17 protein-coding genes and 6 tRNA genes are annotated in these 15809 nt (G+C 71.3%); 14 read left to right on the top strand and 9 right to left on the bottom strand.

Translation table 11 applies throughout. The features are described from left to right. Positions 1 to 160 precede the first annotated feature (160 nt). A complete protein-coding gene (gene cobA, locus ABZ887_RS20355; RefSeq protein WP_361291220.1) occupies positions 161 to 1393 on the top strand; it encodes a uroporphyrinogen-III C-methyltransferase in 1233 nt (410 codons plus the stop codon). Between the two features lie 92 nt (positions 1394 to 1485). Next, the gene (locus ABZ887_RS20350) at positions 1486 to 2304 is read left to right on the top strand and encodes an RNA methyltransferase (RefSeq protein WP_093505269.1); all 819 of its coding nucleotides are present in this window, start codon (positions 1486 to 1488) and stop codon (positions 2302 to 2304) included. Between the two features lie 38 nt (positions 2305 to 2342). Here the strand turns inward: ABZ887_RS20350 and ABZ887_RS20345 are convergent, their stop codons facing one another. Next, positions 2343 to 3671: a protein kinase gene (locus ABZ887_RS20345; protein WP_361291569.1), complete on the bottom strand. Its 1329-nt coding sequence runs from the start codon at positions 3669 to 3671 to the stop codon at positions 2343 to 2345. A gap of 196 nt (positions 3672 to 3867) precedes the next feature. On the opposite strand from ABZ887_RS20345, the gene ABZ887_RS20340 reads away from it, so the two are divergent. From ABZ887_RS20340 to ABZ887_RS20325, 4 genes are all read left to right on the top strand, one after another. Then, positions 3868 to 4143, top strand: a complete 276-nt coding sequence (locus ABZ887_RS20340; protein ID WP_189264682.1) for a hypothetical protein — start codon at positions 3868 to 3870, stop codon at positions 4141 to 4143. A 209-nt stretch (positions 4144 to 4352) separates the two neighbouring features. Further along, entirely contained in the window at positions 4353 to 4529 is a 177-nt protein-coding gene (locus ABZ887_RS20335) for a hypothetical protein (protein ID WP_123978469.1), read from the top strand. Positions 4530 to 4887: 358 nt separating this feature from the next. Beyond that, positions 4888 to 5811, top strand: coding sequence for an aminoglycoside phosphotransferase family protein (locus tag ABZ887_RS20330; RefSeq protein WP_361291215.1), 924 nt, complete (start codon positions 4888 to 4890; stop codon positions 5809 to 5811). A 155-nt stretch (positions 5812 to 5966) separates the two neighbouring features. Then, positions 5967 to 6275 carry a zf-TFIIB domain-containing protein gene (locus ABZ887_RS20325; RefSeq protein WP_361291212.1) on the top strand — a complete coding sequence of 103 codons (309 nt, stop codon included), beginning with the start codon at positions 5967 to 5969 and terminating at the stop codon, positions 6273 to 6275. Between the two features lie 50 nt (positions 6276 to 6325). Here the strand turns inward: ABZ887_RS20325 and ABZ887_RS20320 are convergent. From ABZ887_RS20320 to ABZ887_RS20300, 5 genes are all read right to left on the bottom strand, one after another. Then, positions 6326 to 6397, bottom strand: a tRNA-Val gene (locus ABZ887_RS20320). Positions 6398 to 6431: 34 nt separating this feature from the next. Then, positions 6432 to 6503 (bottom strand) — tRNA-Val (locus ABZ887_RS20315). Positions 6504 to 6537: 34 nt separating this feature from the next. Further along, positions 6538 to 6609, bottom strand: a tRNA-Val gene (locus tag ABZ887_RS20310). Between the two features lies 1 nt (position 6610). Further along, positions 6611 to 6684, bottom strand: a tRNA-Cys gene (locus tag ABZ887_RS20305). A 38-nt stretch (positions 6685 to 6722) separates the two neighbouring features. Next, a tRNA-Gly gene (locus ABZ887_RS20300) sits at positions 6723 to 6795 on the bottom strand. A 178-nt stretch (positions 6796 to 6973) separates the two neighbouring features. Between ABZ887_RS20300 and ABZ887_RS20295 the strand changes: the two genes are divergently transcribed. The 3 genes from ABZ887_RS20295 to ABZ887_RS20285 all read left to right on the top strand — a co-directional run bounded on the left by ABZ887_RS20295 (position 6974) and on the right by ABZ887_RS20285 (position 9835). Next, positions 6974 to 8053: a chorismate-binding protein gene (locus ABZ887_RS20295; RefSeq protein WP_361291209.1), complete on the top strand. Its 1080-nt coding sequence runs from the start codon at positions 6974 to 6976 to the stop codon at positions 8051 to 8053. 10 nt (positions 8054 to 8063) lie between these two features. Beyond that, positions 8064 to 8885 carry an aminodeoxychorismate lyase gene (locus ABZ887_RS20290; protein WP_361291206.1) on the top strand — a complete coding sequence of 274 codons (822 nt, stop codon included), beginning with the start codon at positions 8064 to 8066 and terminating at the stop codon, positions 8883 to 8885. Between the two features lie 125 nt (positions 8886 to 9010). Further along, complete coding sequence (locus tag ABZ887_RS20285; RefSeq protein WP_361291203.1) at positions 9011 to 9835, top strand: GNAT family N-acetyltransferase; 825 nt, start codon at positions 9011 to 9013, stop codon at positions 9833 to 9835. A gap of 77 nt (positions 9836 to 9912) precedes the next feature. Here the strand turns inward: ABZ887_RS20285 and ABZ887_RS20280 are convergent, their stop codons facing one another. Then, positions 9913 to 10431, bottom strand: a complete 519-nt coding sequence (locus ABZ887_RS20280) for a DsbA family protein (protein ID WP_361291200.1) — start codon at positions 10429 to 10431, stop codon at positions 9913 to 9915. A 254-nt stretch (positions 10432 to 10685) separates the two neighbouring features. Between ABZ887_RS20280 and ABZ887_RS20275 the strand changes: the two genes are divergently transcribed. Both ABZ887_RS20275 and ABZ887_RS20270 read left to right on the top strand, forming a co-directional pair. Then, entirely contained in the window at positions 10686 to 11141 is a 456-nt protein-coding gene (locus tag ABZ887_RS20275; RefSeq protein WP_361291197.1) for a hypothetical protein, read from the top strand. A 257-nt stretch (positions 11142 to 11398) separates the two neighbouring features. Further along, a complete protein-coding gene (locus ABZ887_RS20270) occupies positions 11399 to 11551 on the top strand; it encodes a hypothetical protein (RefSeq protein WP_234531635.1) in 153 nt (50 codons plus the stop codon). Positions 11552 to 11682: 131 nt separating this feature from the next. On the opposite strand, the gene ABZ887_RS20265 is transcribed toward ABZ887_RS20270, so the two are convergent. Together ABZ887_RS20265 and ABZ887_RS20260 are read right to left on the bottom strand one after the other, a co-directional pair. Continuing rightward, the gene (locus tag ABZ887_RS20265; RefSeq protein WP_361291193.1) at positions 11683 to 12243 is read right to left on the bottom strand and encodes a CGNR zinc finger domain-containing protein; all 561 of its coding nucleotides are present in this window, start codon (positions 12241 to 12243) and stop codon (positions 11683 to 11685) included. Positions 12244 to 12513: 270 nt separating this feature from the next. After that, positions 12514 to 12927 (bottom strand): SsgA family sporulation/cell division regulator, encoded by a 414-nt coding sequence (locus tag ABZ887_RS20260; RefSeq protein ID WP_004002642.1) that lies wholly within the window; start codon positions 12925 to 12927, stop codon positions 12514 to 12516. A gap of 191 nt (positions 12928 to 13118) precedes the next feature. Here ABZ887_RS20260 and ABZ887_RS20255 point away from each other — a divergent pair, with 191 nt between their 5' ends. From ABZ887_RS20255 to ABZ887_RS20245, 3 genes are all read left to right on the top strand, one after another. Then, a complete protein-coding gene (locus tag ABZ887_RS20255) occupies positions 13119 to 13583 on the top strand; it encodes a TIGR02611 family protein (RefSeq protein ID WP_361291190.1) in 465 nt (154 codons plus the stop codon). A 69-nt stretch (positions 13584 to 13652) separates the two neighbouring features. After that, positions 13653 to 13724: transfer RNA gene (locus ABZ887_RS20250), tRNA-Val, on the top strand. A 789-nt stretch (positions 13725 to 14513) separates the two neighbouring features. Further along, positions 14514 to 15800, top strand: coding sequence for an extracellular solute-binding protein (locus ABZ887_RS20245; RefSeq protein ID WP_361291187.1), 1287 nt, complete (start codon positions 14514 to 14516; stop codon positions 15798 to 15800). Positions 15801 to 15809: the final 9 nt, after the last annotated feature.

Below are 15809 nucleotides of genomic sequence, written 5' to 3'. Positions count from 1 at the left end.
TGGGCAGGCGTTCCGCAGGGCGGAACGGGTGGGCACAACCACCCACCGCCCCGCACCCGGCCACGCAGCCCAGCCCCCGGACACCTGAGCCGCCCAAAACCCCCGCCCCGTAAAATCTGCACGTCAGGGCAATAGCAACGCCTCGGAGGAGCCGCACCTCATGGCCGAACACCCCGCCTACCCCGTAGGCCTCCGCCTCTCCGGCCGCCGCGTGGTCGTCCTCGGTGGCGGCCAGGTGGCCCAGCGCCGCCTCCCCGCCCTCATCGCGGCCGGCGCCGACATCACCCTCGTATCGCCCGAAGCCACCCCCTCCGTCGAGGCGATGGCCGACGCCGGCGAGCTCACCTGGACCAGGCGCCCCTACCAGGACGGCGACCTCGCCGACGCCTGGTACGCCCTGATCGCCACCAGTGACGCCGCCGCCAACTCCGCCGCCTCAGCGGAAGCCGAGCGCCACCGCGTCTGGTGCGTGCGGTCCGACGACGCCGACCAGGCCACCGCCTGGACCCCGGCCACCGGCCACAGCGAGGGCGTCACGGTCGCCGTCCTCACCACCGACGCGCGCGGCCGCGACCCCCGCCACACCGCCGCCATCCGGGACGCGGTCGTCGAGGGCCTGCGCGACGGCACCCTCGTCGCCCCCCACCACCGCACCCGGACTCCCGGCGTCGCCCTGGTCGGCGGCGGCCCCGGCGACCCCGACCTCATCACGGTCCGCGGCCGCCGCCTGCTGGCAGCCGCCGACGTCGTCATCGCCGACCGCCTCGGCCCCCGCGACCTCCTCGCCGAACTCCCGCCGCACGTAGAGGTGATCGACGCGGCGAAGATCCCGTACGGCCGCTACATGGCCCAGGAGGCCATCAACAACGCCCTGATCGAACACGCCAAGCAGGGCAAGTCGGTCGTCCGGCTCAAGGGCGGCGACCCCTACGTCTTCGGCCGCGGCATGGAGGAGGTCCAGGCGCTCGCCGAGGCCGGCATCCCCTGCACGGTCGTACCCGGCATCTCCAGCTCGATCTCCGTACCGTCCGCCGCGGGCATCCCGGTCACCCACCGGGGCGTCGCACACGAGTTCACGGTGGTCAGCGGCCACGTCGCGCCGGACGACGAGCGCTCGCTGGCCGACTGGCCGTCCCTCGCGAAACTGACCGGGACCCTCGTCGTCCTCATGGGCGTCGACAAGATCGGGAAGATCGCCGAGACCCTGGTCGCGCACGGCAAGTCCCCGGAAACCCCTGTGGCCCTGGTCCAGGAAGGCACGACGGCCGCTCAACGCCGGGTCGACGCGACCCTCGCCACGGTCGCGGAGGTCGTCCGCACGGAGGAAGTGAAACCCCCGGCGGTCATCGTGATCGGCGAGGTCGTGAACGTAGGACCGCACCCGGCGGCCTGAAAGGGCACCCGCGCGGGCACTGACGTAACCCCCGGTAACACAACCCGTCCCAGACCATTGGCACCCCACCCAGGACAAGGCAGTATCACCCTGTGGCCGATCTCATCACCGTTGAGGATCCCGACGACCCGCGCCTCCGTGACTACACGGGCCTGACCGACGTCGAGTTGCGCCGCAAGCGCGAACCGGCCGAGGGCCTGTTCATCGCCGAGGGCGAGAAGGTCATCCGCAGGGCGAAGGACGCGGGCTACGAGATGCGTTCGATGCTGCTGTCCGCCAAGTGGGTCGACGTCATGCGCGATGTCATAGACGAACTCCCGGCCCCCGTCTACGCGGTCAGCCCGGAGCTCGCCGAGAAGGTCACCGGCTACCACGTGCACCGCGGCGCGCTCGCCTCCATGCAGCGCAAACCGCTGCCGACGGCGACCGAACTGCTGCGCACCACCCGCCGGGTCGTCGTCATGGAGTCCGTCAACGACCACACCAACATCGGCGCGATCTTCCGCTCGGCGGCCGCCCTCGGCATGGACGCGGTGCTGCTCTCCCCGGACTGCGCCGACCCGCTCTACCGCCGCAGCGTGAAGGTCTCCATGGGCGCGGTCTTCTCCGTGCCGTACGCCCGGCTCGACACCTGGCCCAAGGGGCTGGACTCGGTCCGCGAGGCCGGGTTCACGCTGCTCGCCCTCACCCCGGACGAGAAGGCCCGCAGCCTGGACGAGGCCGCCCCGCACCGGATGGACAGGGTCGCGCTCATGCTCGGCGCGGAGGGTGACGGCCTCTCCACCCAGGCGCTGGTCGCCGCCGACGAATGGGTGCGCATCCCGATGTCCCACGGCGTCGACTCCCTCAACGTGGGCGCGGCGGCCGCGGTCGCCTTCTACGCGGTGACAGCGGGCCGCCCCGAGGCGTAGGTCCGGCCACCCGTAGGTCTCGCCACCCGTAGGTCCGGCTACTCCCTGAGGGCCATGGCCTTCGCGGGTACGACACCGCCGCCCGGCACACTCATCCCGTGCGCCGGGCCGGAACAGCCCTGCGCCAGCGCGATCCCGAGCGCCACCAGCAGGGTCACCACGACGAACACGAACAGCCGCTGCCGCAGCAGCCGCGGATTGGCCGGCCGCCGTCCGGTACCCGTGGGACGCGGCCCCGGACGCCCGGCGCCACCGCGCGACACGGGCCGGTTCCCGGTCCCGGTCCCGTTTCCGGGCCGGGTGCCGTTGCCGCGCGGGGCGGGCGTCGGGCGCGCACCGTTCGGCCGCGACGGCACACCGCCGGTCGGGCGCGGGCCGCTGCCGCCGCGCGAGGGGGCGTTGCCCCGCACCGGCGTGCCCGACGAGGACTGCGGGCGGCGCTGGGTGCGCTGCGGCTCCGGGTAGGTCTCGGTGAGCCGCCCGGTCGGCCGGTCCGCCTCCGCGGCACGCGGCACGGGCGGCCGTACGTCGGCCAGCCCGTGCGCCTCGCGCGCCGCGATCTCCTTCAGCCGGAGCGAGAGCTGCAGCGTGCTCGGCCGTTCCTCGGGGTCCTTGGCCAGGCAGGCCCGCACCAGCGGAGCGAGCGCGTCCGGCACCCCGTGCAGCGCCGGCTCCTCGTGGACGACCCGGTAGAGCATCACCTCGGAACTGCCGTGCCCGAAGGGCGAGTCACCGGTCGAGGCGTAGGCGAGGGTGGCACCGAGCGAGAAGACGTCCGTGGCCGGGGTGACGGCAGCCCCGCGCACCTGTTCGGGGGCGAGGAACCCGGGGGAGCCGACCGCCGTACCGACGTGGGTGAGGGTGGAGGCCCCGGTGGCCCAGGCGATGCCGAAGTCGATGATCCGCGGCCCCTTCGGGGACAGCAGGATGTTGGACGGCTTGAGATCCCGGTGTACGACCCCGGCCTCGTGCACGGCGACCAGGCCCTCGGACAGCGCCGCGCCGACCGCCGCCGCGTCCGCCGCGCCCAGCGGGCCGTCGTCGGCGACCTTGTCGTGCAGCGAGGGCCCGGGCACGTACTGGGTGGCGAACCACGGCCGCTCGGCGTCCAGATCCGCCGCGACCAGCCGTGCCGTGCAACCGCCCCTGATCCGCCGGGCCGCCGAGACCTCACGGGCGAACCGCGACCGGAACTCCTGGTCCTCCGCCAGATCGGGCCGGATCACCTTCAGTGCGACCCGCTGCCCCTTCTTGTCGGAGCCGAGGTAGACCACGCCCATTCCGCCGGCGCCGAGCCTTCTGTGAAGCCTGAACGAGCCGACGACGCGCGGGTCCTCGCGCCTCAGGCGCATCATCGCCATGTTCATCCCCGCTGCCCGGTCCGTTTGACGTGGCACAGCTTACGTTTACCGGGCCGCCCGTGCGCAGAGGCCGCGCCCTCTCGGCCCGATGGATTGTCAGTGCCGGGTGCGAGACTTGAGGAGTGGTCAGGAAGGCGCCGTTATCGGCTCCTTTGAGCACTTGTCTGCTCCAACAAGCCGTCACAGAAGGGGGATTGATGCTGTGAAGGGTGACCGCGTGGAGATAGTCGTCGACGCCGGCGACACGACCCGCACCTACGAGGTGGTGGCGAGCAGGGCGGGCCGCCGGGTGGAGACAGCGGTACGACGAGGGGTGGTGGAAGTGAGCGAAGTCACGCGAAACGGCTCCGTCGTCCGCACCGCCCGCTTCATGGCGACCCGGGTCCTGGCTCTCGTCGAGCAGCCGGTGCCCCGCGAGGACAGCTCGGAAAAACCGGGAAGGACCGGGCACCCCCTCCGGGAAGACCCCGAGGGGTAGGACAAGACCTAGGACCCGTCTCCACCCAGGGGAGTAGACCACCGGTCGTGGCTCATCCTCTCGGAGGCCCGGGATTCGATACGAGGGCATGACGTCCGCGAGCTGGCACGCGCCTAGATTTGAGGTCAAGCGGCGGGTGCAGCACTCGTCCCCCGAGGTCAGACACCCGCCGCTGCCAACGACAACTGAGCACGGTCAGGAGAGGGACCATGGCCCTTACGGCACAGCGGACACACACCACCCGCCCCCGCCGGCAGGGCCGCCGCCACCCGCTGGTGGCGACGCTGATGGCCCTTCCCCTGGCGGTCCTGCTCCTCGTCGTCTTCGACGGCTGGGAGACAGTGGCCACACAGGCGTCGTCCGTGGGAGTGATGCTGGGGCGCTGAGCGGCGACCCCAGGCCCGGAAGAGCGGTCCGGGCGGGGACATCCACCCATGAAACCCCGTGGGGACGGGGGTGCGGCGGACGGCAAAATGCCGGCGCAGCTGGGGAGCTGCGCCGGCATTGCTTTTTCCCGGGCGGCGGTCGCCTTTCGTCTGCGGCTTCGTCGTGGCTGGTCGCGCAGTTCCCCGCGCCCCTAAAGACATAGCCGCGGGCAATCGTGCCGCTGGGGCGGCACGGGTGGGCGCGGCGGCACCCCGCAAGCGCGGGCGAGCGAAACCCCGGTACCCCAGCCCCCACCCCGGCCCACCGCACCCACGTACCCTCACCGCAGCACAGCCGCACCACCTCCCGGGGGACCCCATGACCGCAGACGTACTGCCCCAGCTGACCGCCGAGATCAGAGCCGTCGCCCACCCCGACGCGGCCCCCTGCCACTGCGCCTGCGGTACCACCACCCTCGCCCACCGCCCCGACACCACGGTCCTTCGCCACGCGGAAACCGTCGCCAAGGCCCACGCCCCGGACACGGACCCCATCGACCTCACCCTCCGGCTGGCCACCGCCGCCCGTCTCCCCGGCGTCTTCCTCCCGCCGCTCGCCCCGGCCCCCGCCGCCTTCGTCGACGACCGCCCGGTCACCCTGTGGCCGTACGGCGCCCCCGTGGACCCCGACGCCCCGGCCTCCGCCCCCTGGGAGGCCGCCGCCACCCTCCTCGCCCTGCTGCACCGCACCCCGCCCACCCCCGCCGCACCCCCGATGCGCGGCCCCGCCAAGGCGGCCCAGGCGATGACCCGGCTCCATGCGGCGCTCGCCGGCGCAGGCACCCACCCCGCCGCCCCGCCCGTCCTCCGGGCCTGGGCCGCGCTGCCCGCCTGGGCCCGCGCCGAGGCCCCGATGCCCGGCCCCCGTACTCTCTGCCACGGCGACCTGCACCTCGGCCAGCTGGTCCGGCACCCGGCGCCGGACGGCCCGTGGCGGCTGATCGACGTCGACGATCTCGGCGTCGGCGTCCCCGCCTGGGACCTCGCCCGCCCCGCGTCCTGGTACGCCTGCGGTCTCCTCCCGCCCGACGAGTGGACCCGCTTCCTCACCGCCTACCGCGCGGCCGGCGGTCCGGCCGTACCGGAGGACGGCGACCCCTGGCCCGCCCTGGACGTCCCGGCCCGCTCCCTCACCGTCCAGACGGGTGCGCGCTACCTCGCCAAGGCGATCCTGGCGGACCGGCCCCTCGACGAGGTGGAGCAGGCGCTGATCGACGCGTGTGCCCGGATGGCTCCGGAATAGTCCCGGAATGCTCCCCCGCGTGACTCCGGAACGACCTTGGTCCCCGCCCGGTTGACGCGCGATTTCCCGAAGTAGGCTGCAACCGACCAGGGTCGGACGGAGTCTGTCCTGGAAGAACGTGAAGCAGTTTTTACCGGCGAGGAGTTGAGCCGACCATGCAGTGTCCGAAGTGTCATGCGCCGATGCACACCTACAACCGCAACGGCGTCCAGATCGAGCAGTGCAGCGGCTGCCGGGGCATCTTCCTCGACTACGGCGAGCTGGAGGCGCTGACCCAGCTGGAGGCACAGTGGTCCAAGCCGGTCCCGCCGCCGGCTCCGCAGGCGTACCCGGCTCCGCCCGCGCCTGCCTGGGGTGCCCCGCACGGTGGCGGTCACCACGGTGGCGGCCACCACGGGCAGCCCTACGGCGGCCACGGGCACCACGGCCACAAGAGCTGGGCTCACATGCTCTTCTCCAGCTGACCGCACGAAGAAGCCCCGGCCGTTCGAGACGGCCGGGGCTCTTTGCTGTGTGAACGATACTGGGATTGAACCAGTGACCTCTTCCGTGTCAGGGAAGCGCTCTCCCGCTGAGCTAATCGTCCTCGGGACCGCGATCCGAAGATCACGTGTACTGCGTGCGCGATACTGGGATTGAACCAGTGACCTCTTCCGTGTCAGGGAAGCGCTCTCCCGCTGAGCTAATCGCGCGGGGCAGACCCATGGCCTTCCGGCCGGGATCCAGTGGACGATACTGGGATTGAACCAGTGACCTCTTCCGTGTCAGGGAAGCGCTCTCCCGCTGAGCTAATCGTCCTTGGAGGTGGAGACGGGATTTGAACCCGTGTAGACGGCTTTGCAGGCCGTTGCCTCGCCTCTCGGCCACTCCACCAGGAGTGTAGGGGATCGGGAAGACCCCTCATTCCTTCGAGCGGACGACGAGGCTCGAACTCGCGACCTCAACCTTGGCAAGGTTGCGCTCTACCAACTGAGCTACGTCCGCCTGTCGTTTCGGTCCGCTCTCGCGTCCCGGCGACGTGTTGAACTCTAGCGGATTCCCGGGCCAGCACAAAAACGCGTTTGCGCAGCGTGCTGCGCCTCACCCGACGGATGAGGTGGTCAGGGCCCCCTTGACGACATGCCCGGGTCACCCCCATGACACCCGCCATAGACTCGACGACGTGCTCCATCTCCCTCCTCATCTCCCTCCTCTCGCCCGGTTCGGCGACCGCGTCGCCACCGGTCTGATCGACGTCACGACCGATCCGGCGGCCCTTGAGTCGTCCGGTTTCTGGGCCGTCTGCGCGGATTTCGAGGGCCGGCTGACCTGCGCCCGGTTCGGCGACGTACGGGAGGAACCGGTGCCCGCGCCGGTGCCGGGGGCGTGGCACGGCCCGGCGGTCGGTGACTGGAAGTCGTCCCTCGACCGCGCCGCGTACACGGCGGCGGTGCGGCGGATCCGCACGCACATCGCGGCCGGTGAGGTGTACCAGGCCAACCTCTGCCGCGTGCTGTCCGCGCCGGTCGCCCCGGACGCCGACGTGGACGCCCTGACCGCGCTGCTGGCCCGCGGCAACCCGGCGCCGTACGCCGGAACGTTTCGCCTCCCGGAGCACGGGGTGGAGATAGCCACCGCCTCGCCCGAACTCTTCCTGCGCCGGACGGGGCGGACCGTCGAGAGCGGACCCATCAAGGGCACCGGCCGCACCGAGGCGGACCTCCTGGAGAAGGACTACGCCGAGAACGTGATGATCGTGGACCTCGTCCGCAACGACATCGGGCGGGTCTGCGCCACCGGCACGGTGACCGTTCCCGACCTGTGCGCCGTGGAGAAGCACCCGGGGCTGGTCCACCTCGTCTCCACGGTCCGGGGCGAGCTGGGCCCGGACGCCGGCTGGCCCGAGCTGCTCGCCGCCGCCTTCCCGCCCGGCTCGGTCACCGGCGCGCCGAAGTCGAGCGCCCTGCGGATCATCGAGGCCCTGGAGACCGCGCCGCGCGGCCCGTACTGCGGCGGCATCGGCTGGGTGGACGCGGACCGGGGCGTCGGCGAGCTGGCCGTGGGCATCCGTACCTTCTGGATCGACCGGGGCGCGGGTGCGCTGCGGTTCGGCACCGGCGCCGGGATCACCTGGGGTTCCGACCCGGAGGGTGAATGGCGGGAGACCGAGCTGAAGGCCGCCCGGCTGCTCGCGGTAGCGTCGGGTACGTATGACGTGCACGGCCGGTCCGACGCAGCCGACGCGTCCGGCACTGACTTGTGAGGTAGAGAGCGTGAAGATCTGGCTGGACGGCGGGTTGCAGGACGTCGAGTCCGCGCGTGTCTCCGTCTTCGACCACGGGCTGACCGTGGGGGACGGCATCTTCGAGACGGTGAAGGCGACCGACGGGCGGCTCTTCGCGCTCACCCGCCACCTGGACCGGCTGACCCGCTCGGCCCGGGGCCTCGGCCTGCCCGACCCCGACCACGACGAGGTCCGCCGGGCCTGTGAGGCGGTCCTGGGCGCCAACCCGATGCCGTTGGGCCGGCTGCGCATCACCTACACCGGCGGCCACGGCCCTCTCGGCTCCGACCGCGGTGACCACGGCCCGACCCTCGTGGTCGCCCTCGGCGAGACCGGCCGCCGCGCCGACTCCACCGCCGTGATCACGGTCCCCTGGACCCGTAACGAGCGCGGCGCGCTCACCGGCCTCAAGACCACCTCGTACGCCGAGAACGTCGTCGCCCTGGCCCGCGCCACCCAACACGGTGCCTCCGAGGCCCTGTTCGCCAACACCGTCGGACAGCTCTGCGAGGGCACCGGGTCCAACGTCTTCGTCGTCCTCGACGGCGAGATCCACACCCCGCCGGTCGCCTCCGGCTGCCTGGCCGGCATCACCCGTGCCCTGGCCGTCGAGTGGACCGGGGCCCGGGAGACCGACCTGCCCCTGGACGTCCTGGAGCGGGCCGACGAGATCTTCCTCACCTCCACCCTGCGCGACGTCCAGGCCGTGCACCGCGTCGACGACCGTGAACTCCCCGGCGCCCCCGGCCCGGTGACCGCCAAGGCCATGCGCATCTTCGACGAGCGGTCGGGCGAGGACCTGGATCCCTGAGCCCCCTGAGGCGCCGTCCTGATGGCCCATGGGGAACATGGACAACACGGAGAACATGGGGAAGACGGGGAAGACGGGGCCTCATTGGGCTGACGTCGGCGTCCCGGGCGGGTAGAACACCCCTGATGACCACGACCCTGCGGCCGACCGAGCCGCTGCAGCACGGTGCCGACGGAGCGCTGTCCCGCCGCTTCCAGGTGTGCGTGAACAGCAGGCCCGTCGGCACCCTCCACCTGGGCACCTCGCGGAATCTCGGTGCCCGGGTGGCCCGGATCGACGACCTGCGCATCGAGGAACCGGACCGCCGCAGGGGCCGGGGCACCGTGGCCGCGCTCGCCGCGGAGGAGGTGGCGCGCGGCTGGGGCTGCCGGCAGATCGAGCTGGGCGTTCCGGCCGCCGAGGAACCGGCGCTGCGGCTCGTCGAGGCGCTGGGCTACGTCCCGCGCAACCGGGGCATGGAGAAGCGGCTCGGGGACATCCCGTCCGCCCTGCCGACGGGCAGCCTCGGCCGTGCCATGACCGGGGCCGAGTTCGAGGAGTGGCTCGCCTACGAGTCCCGGGCGTACACGCGCATGTGGATCGAGCGGGGCCTGCCCGAGACCGAGGCACACGAGAAGTCGCGGCGCGACCACGAACAGCTGCTGCCGCGGGGGATCGCCACGGAGGACATGCGGTTCAGCATCCTCGAACACGAGGGGACACGGGTCGGCACCCTGTGGCTGGCCCTCTGGAAGGACCAGGTCTGGGTGTACGACGTCGAGACCGACGCCGCCCACCGTGGCCGGGGACACGGCCGCACCCTCATGCTGCTGGCGGAGAACCAGACGATCGCCGCGGGCAGACGCGTCCTCGGCCTCAACGTGTTCGCCGGCAACACCCCGGCCGAACGGCTCTACGAGTCGCTGGGGTACGTCACCGTGTCGTACGTCCTCTACAAGAACCTGATCTGAGGGCCGGCCGCCGCTGCCCGGCCGCCGCTGCCCGGTCACTCCTGCCCGGTCACTCCTGCATGGTCACTCCTGCATGGTCACTCCTGCGCGGCAAGCAGCCGGTCGGCGATCTCCGCCACGCGCTCGCGCAGGCCTTCCTGGCTCTTGCCGCCGTCGAGGCGTTCGCCGCCGATGACGTAGGTCGGGGTGCCGGTCACGCCGATGGCCTTGCCCTCGGCCTGGTCGGCGTCCACGATCAGGATGTGCCGGCCGTCGATCAGCGCGGTGTCGAACTCCTCGGCATCCAGGCCCAGTTCACCGGCCACCTCGACCAGGAACGGCTCACCCTCGCGGTCCAGCTCCTCCACCCGGCCGAGGACCGCCTCGACGTACTCCCAGCCCTTCCCCTGCTCCAGGGCCTCCTCGGCGGCCTGCGCGGCGGCGAAGGCGTGCTTGTGCTTCTCCAGCGGGAAGTGCCGCAGCCGCAGCTCCAGCCGGTCGCCGTACCGGGCACGCAGGGCGCGGAGGTCGTCCAGGGCGCTGCGGCAGTCGGGGCACTGGAGTTCACACCAGACGTCGAGGACCAGGGCGTCGGTGCGCGCGGGGGAGTCGTTCATGACGGCCAGTCTTCCAGGCCCCGCTCCGTCGACCCAATCGAGACGGCGGGCGGTGGCGGGCGACGGCCGCAGCAGGTGTGGTCCCGGCTAGTGCCTGGGGTGGAGGCTACCCGGAGAGGACCCCGAGATGCCCCTGATTGTCGGGCACGGGCATGGATCGCACGGGCCGGGCGGTGCACGATGGAAGGGGCGGAGCAGCGCGCACGCAGCCCCTCGCCCCGCCCGCCGCCCGACCCAGCCCGCAGGAGGACCGGATGATCGCCGAGACAGTCTGTTCCGCCGTGTCCGCGGCCGGTCTGGGTATCGCCGTGGTCACCGGCTATCGCAAGCGGTACCTGGCGGCGGCCCGCATCGCCGCCTACTCCCTCGTACCCGTCGGCCTGGTCATGACGGGCGTGGTCGGCTGGCTCGCCGACACCGCCTTCAGCCCCACGGCCTGGGCCGGCTTCGTGGTGCTCGGGGCGGCCTGGGCCCTGTTCGCCACCACCCGCGCCGTGGAGCGCAGGCGCGGCGGCACCCGTGGCACCCGCGCCGAGCGCAAGGCGGCCGCCCGGAGCGCACAGCGCGACGCCGTCGCCCCCGCCGCGTCCGCACCGTCCCTCAGCCCTGCCACCCGGCCGACGGCCAGGCCCGCGGCGGCGCCGCGCGGCACCGCCGCGGGCGAGGACTTCAGTGACATCGAGGCCATCCTCAAGAAGCACGGAATATGACACTCCGCCGCGGCGGGCGGCGCGCGCCGGTCGGTGCCCGGCGGTGCGCCGGCGCGGTGCTGTTCAGCCGGGTTGCGGGCGCATGCATATGACAGTCACATGAGGCATTGAAACGACACAGTGCGGCTGTGACGCGCGCGGAAGTGATCATGGCGCGAGCGGAAGTGAAACGGACATCACGGAATTCGGCGAACTCCCGCCCATTCCGGGCGTGTTGATCGCGCGGCAGGTGCTCGCTGAGACATCATCGCCGCGAGATGCTGGACACGAAACAGAGCGAGGCCGCGCCGTCGAAGGACGAGCCCCGCGGGTGCCTCTTCGCCCTTTCCCAGCCACCGCTGATGATCTTCCTAGCGGTGATCGGGTGTCTGCTCCTCATGGCTGCGCTGCACGACCTGCTGTGGCTGTGAGCCGTACCCGCCCGTCCCGGCGTCACCCGCCGGGACAGGCGTCGGCATCGACACATCCGGCCGGGACCGACCGGGCACCCCGTACCGAGTACCCGTCCTCGGCGTCTCCAGCCTCCCCGGCGTCCCCGGGATCAGCCCGCCGCTTCCTTGCGGCGTGCCCGGTACGCGGCGACATGCAGGCGGTTTCCGCAGGTCCGGCTGTCACAGTAACGACGCGAACGGTTACGGGAGAGGTCGACGAAGGCGCGTCGGCAGTCCGGGGCCTCGCAGCGCCGCAGCCGCTCCTGCTCCCCGGCGACCACGAAGAACGCGAGCGCCATCCCGCAGTCGGCGGCGAGGTGGTCCGCCACCGAGGCGCCGGGCGCGAAGTAGTGCACATGCCAGTCGTAGCCGTCGTGGTCCGTGAGCCGGGGCGTGGTGCCCGCGGCCGCGACCAGCTCGTTGATCATCCCGGCGGCGGTCCGGGCGTCCGGAGCGGCGAAGATCCCCGCGAACCGGCCGCGGATCTTGCGCACTGCCGACAGATCGAACTCCGAGAGCACGCCGACATCGCTGATGTCGTGGTTTCGTACGAAAACCTGGAGAGCTGCGACATCGGGCAGTCCCTCCGCCGCCGTGTCGTCCTCCGGTGCGGTGTTCACCAGATCCACCACGGCGTCGAGAGAACACCGGGTGTCGTGGGTGATCAGCACGTTTCGCTCCCTGGCCTGAGGGTCGGGCAGGCGCCCGCCGATGGTGGCCGATGGTAGCGACATGCGGCGGCCCCGCACCGTGCCCTGCCCCACTCACGGCTGCCCGGTAGAACGCTCACCGCCTCGCGGAGGTTCCACGGGCGCGCGGACACGCCGGCGCCGCCCCGTGACCGAAACACGGTGGCGGCGCCGGTGCTGCCGTATGCGGTTGTCTTGGCCCGAGCCGTCTCCCCGAGTGGACGGCGCCGGGCGGCTTTCAGGGGCCGTGCCTCAGCTCTCCGCCAGGATGTGGGAGAGCTCCTGATCGAGATCGAAGTGCCGGTGCTCCGTGCCGGGCGGCACGGCGGCGTCTGTTCGCTTCAGGAAGGATTCCAGGGCCCGCGCCGGGGCTTCGAGCAGGGCTTCCCCTTCCGGGGAGCTCAGGGCGATGCACACGACGCCCTGACCGTGGCTGCGGGACGGCCAGACGCGGACGTCGCCGGTGCCGGTGGGGCGGTGCAGCCCCTCGGCGAGGAGGTCGCGGGCGAACACCCACTCGACGGTCTCCTCGGCTCCGGTGTGGAAGGTGGCGTGCACGGCGTAGGGGTCGGCCGTGTCGTACCGCAGGCCTGCGGGGACAGGCAGGGATGACTCGCTCGACACAACGAGGCGCAGGTGCAGCTCGCAGCTGACCGTGGTGTTCATAAGCGCCAGGGCCTTTCGCTCAGTGTGCGCTCGGGGATTCGCACGTCGGCGAAATCGACATGCCACCTACGGTGCCGTTGTAAACCCCTCTGAGTGTTTTGCGTGCCTTTACGTAACTCTTCCGGCCGAGAAGCCGGACGCGATCTACGACCATTCCGGTGACCTGATTCGCTCAGGTAGGGTTTGGTCGTATGAATACGGGGAGTAACGAACCGGGCGAGGTCGCCGTGGCCTCGGACGGGAGTGAGGTGGACGGGACGTCGACGGACCGGGAGCGCGCCGAGCAGGGGCTCGGATCGCGGGCGCCCGAGTTCATCAAGGCACGCCGGGCACTGCACCTGAGCTGGCAGGTCGGCGTTTTCGCGGTCGGCCTGGCGGTGGTGGTCGTGGGCATCGTCCTGCTGCCGTTGCCGGGGCCGGGCTGGGTGATCATCTTCGGTGGCATGGCGATCTGGGCGACCGAGTTCGTCTGGGCCCAGCTGGTGCTGCGCTGGACGAAACGCAAGGTCACCGAGGCGGCCCAGAAGGCCCTCGACCCCAAGGTGCGCCGCCGCAACATCACGCTCACGACGATCGGGCTGGTGGTCGTGGCCGCCGGGGTGGGGATCTACCTCTCCAGGTTCGGGATCGTGATGCCCTGGAAGATCGAGGAGTGATCAGGCCGCAGACCCCCGGCGACCGGTCGGGGGCACCCCCTGACATGGGGTAATGTTCTCCCTGCGCCCGGGCGATTAGCTCAGTGGGAGAGCGCTTCGTTCACACCGAAGAGGTCACTGGTTCGAACCCAGTATCGCCCACCCGGAACCACGGCCCACCTGCCAGAGAGCAGGTGGGCCGTAGTCGTTTTCGAGCACCGCCGTTGCCTCGGGGCTCGGGGCTCGGGGCTCACGGCTGGGGTGGGCTGGGGTGGCTGTGGCCACCTCGCGCGGCGTGACTGTGGCACCGGGGACGGGGACGGGGGCCGGGGTCGGGGAGGGCTAAGGCCGTGCACGGTCGGCGTGCGGGAGCGTGAGCGCCTCTGGAGGGGGCGTGGGGCGCCGTACGGCGATGTCGTCCAGGTGCGGTGGCGGCGACGAACACGGCCGGTCGACGATCTCCCTGACCGGACTGCCGGACTGCCGGACTGACCTGCCGATCGGACCTGCCGACCGAACCCGCTGGGTGGGGCGTACCGGCCGTAGTGGTCGGAGGTGTGCGCCCCGGGTGCCCAGTGCCGGCAGGTGGGCTCGGGCGGGTTCGGGCGCGTCTCGACCCCGTCGGCTCTCGGCGCCTGCCCGTCCGCCTGCTCGCCCACCCGGGCCGCCTGTCCGCCCACCCGAGCCGCCTGCCGAGGCCAAGCCGTAACCCCCGCCTCCTGCAAGCCACTTCGCGTTCGACCTGTCGACCGCATGTCCGTCACCTGCGAGATCGCCCACCTCGCAGCCCCTGCGCCCTCGCCCCACCGCCCGGCCCTGCCACCGCCGCCCACAAGAAATTCCTGTGCGAATCATTGACGCCTCACCGCCCCCTCCGTAACTTGTGCCAGCAAGCGCTTACTTGAAACGATTCATGCAGGCGTCGGCGACGCTGCGGGGAGGGGCCCGACTGTGGGAACCAGCAGGAACGTGGAGAGGCGGACCATCCTGAAGGCGGCCGGAGCCTCGGCTGCCGCGCTCGGGGTCGCGGCGACGGCCGGGTGCGGAGGCGGAAGCGGTTCCGGGGATGGAACGGTGACGATCCGTTACTCGTGGTGGGGTGCCGAGGAACGCGCGCAGAAGATCAACAAGACCATCGCGCTCTTCGAGGAGAAGTACCCGAAGATCAAGGTCAAGACCGACTTTCAGACGTATGCGTCGTTCTGGGAGAAGTTCCAGACGCAGGCCGCCGGCGGAAATCCCCCGGACGTTTTCCAGAATGCCGTCACCTTTCTCCGGAAGTACGACAAGCGAGGAATTCTCCTCGATCTCAAGTCACAGGTTCAGGCAGGAAATCTGAGCCTGGATCACTTCCGGGCCGGAGTGACGAAGGTCGGCGAGGTCGACGGAAAGCAGCTCGGAATCCCGGTCGGCTCCAACACCATGGCGCTGGTCATCGACAAGAAGGTCTTCGAGAGAGCCGGTGTGGAGCCGCACACGGGCTGGACCTGGGACGACTACTTCAAGGCGCTGAAGACCATCCACGACAGGACCAAGGTCGCGGGGGACACCGGCTACTTCACCATCATGTACCTGTACGACCTCTACCTCCGCCAGAACGGCAAGGCCTTCTACACCGACGACGGGCTCGGTTTCGACAAGGCAGACCTGACGGAGTGGTGGGCCGACGGCTACGGCCGCGTCAAGGCCGGCATCGTCACCGACCCGAAGACGGTCGCCCAGGACTTCCCCAAGTCCTCCCTCTCCGCAGGACACGGCGCCTCGGAGTTCACCTGGGACAACTTCACCGTCCGCTACTCGTCGGAGGGCGACAGCACGTACGGCCTGGCGCCGATCCCGACCATGGACGGCAAGCACACCGGGCAGTACCTCGCCTCCCTGATGCTGAGCGCCTCCGCCCGCACCGCGCACCCCAAGGAGGTCGCGCAGTTCATCGACTTCATGGTCCACGACCCCGAGGTCGGCACGATCATGGGCTACGACCGGGGCATTCTCGCGAGCACCGAGCAGTACGCGGCGTTCAAGCCCACGGACGCGGTGAACAAGGAGATCGCGCAGTACGAGGACGACACCGCCAAGGCCGGAGTCCTCGGCACGATCACCCCGCACCCCTCCGGTGCCGACACCATCGAGGCCGCCTTCCTGCGCATCGGCGGCGACCTCGGCCAGGGCAAGACCAAGGTCGCGGACGCGGTGAAGCAGTTCTTCACCGAGTCCGAGGCCGCCTTCCAGGCCTGATGGGACCGG

Source organism: Streptomyces sp. NPDC047061 (assembly GCF_040643955.1).
Taxonomy (GTDB): Bacteria; Actinomycetota; Actinomycetes; order Streptomycetales; family Streptomycetaceae; genus Streptomyces.
Note: the sequence above shows the minus strand (reverse complement) of the source record. Positions and strands in the feature narration are given on the sequence as shown.

What these genes read in the sequence shown, in the direction of transcription:
- ABZ887_RS20275 (WP_361291197.1), top strand. Translation starts at nt 10,686, where the DNA reads ATGATCGCCGAGACAGTCTGTTCCGCCGTGTCCGCGGCCGGTCTGGGT.
- ABZ887_RS20330 (WP_361291215.1), top strand. Translation starts at nt 4,888, where the DNA reads ATGACCGCAGACGTACTGCCCCAGCTGACCGCCGAGATCAGAGCCGTC.
- ABZ887_RS20325 (WP_361291212.1), top strand. Translation starts at nt 5,967, where the DNA reads ATGCAGTGTCCGAAGTGTCATGCGCCGATGCACACCTACAACCGCAAC.
- ABZ887_RS20285 (WP_361291203.1), top strand. Translation starts at nt 9,011, where the DNA reads ATGACCACGACCCTGCGGCCGACCGAGCCGCTGCAGCACGGTGCCGAC.
- ABZ887_RS20335 (WP_123978469.1), top strand. Translation starts at nt 4,353, where the DNA reads ATGGCCCTTACGGCACAGCGGACACACACCACCCGCCCCCGCCGGCAG.
- ABZ887_RS20280 (WP_361291200.1), bottom strand. Translation starts at nt 10,431, where the DNA reads ATGAACGACTCCCCCGCGCGCACCGACGCCCTGGTCCTCGACGTCTGG.
- ABZ887_RS20255 (WP_361291190.1), top strand. Translation starts at nt 13,119, where the DNA reads ATGAATACGGGGAGTAACGAACCGGGCGAGGTCGCCGTGGCCTCGGAC.
- ABZ887_RS20270 (WP_234531635.1), top strand. Translation starts at nt 11,399, where the DNA reads ATGCTGGACACGAAACAGAGCGAGGCCGCGCCGTCGAAGGACGAGCCC.
- cobA (WP_361291220.1), top strand. Translation starts at nt 161, where the DNA reads ATGGCCGAACACCCCGCCTACCCCGTAGGCCTCCGCCTCTCCGGCCGC.
- ABZ887_RS20260 (WP_004002642.1), bottom strand. Translation starts at nt 12,927, where the DNA reads ATGAACACCACGGTCAGCTGCGAGCTGCACCTGCGCCTCGTTGTGTCG.
- ABZ887_RS20345 (WP_361291569.1), bottom strand. Translation starts at nt 3,671, where the DNA reads ATGAACATGGCGATGATGCGCCTGAGGCGCGAGGACCCGCGCGTCGTC.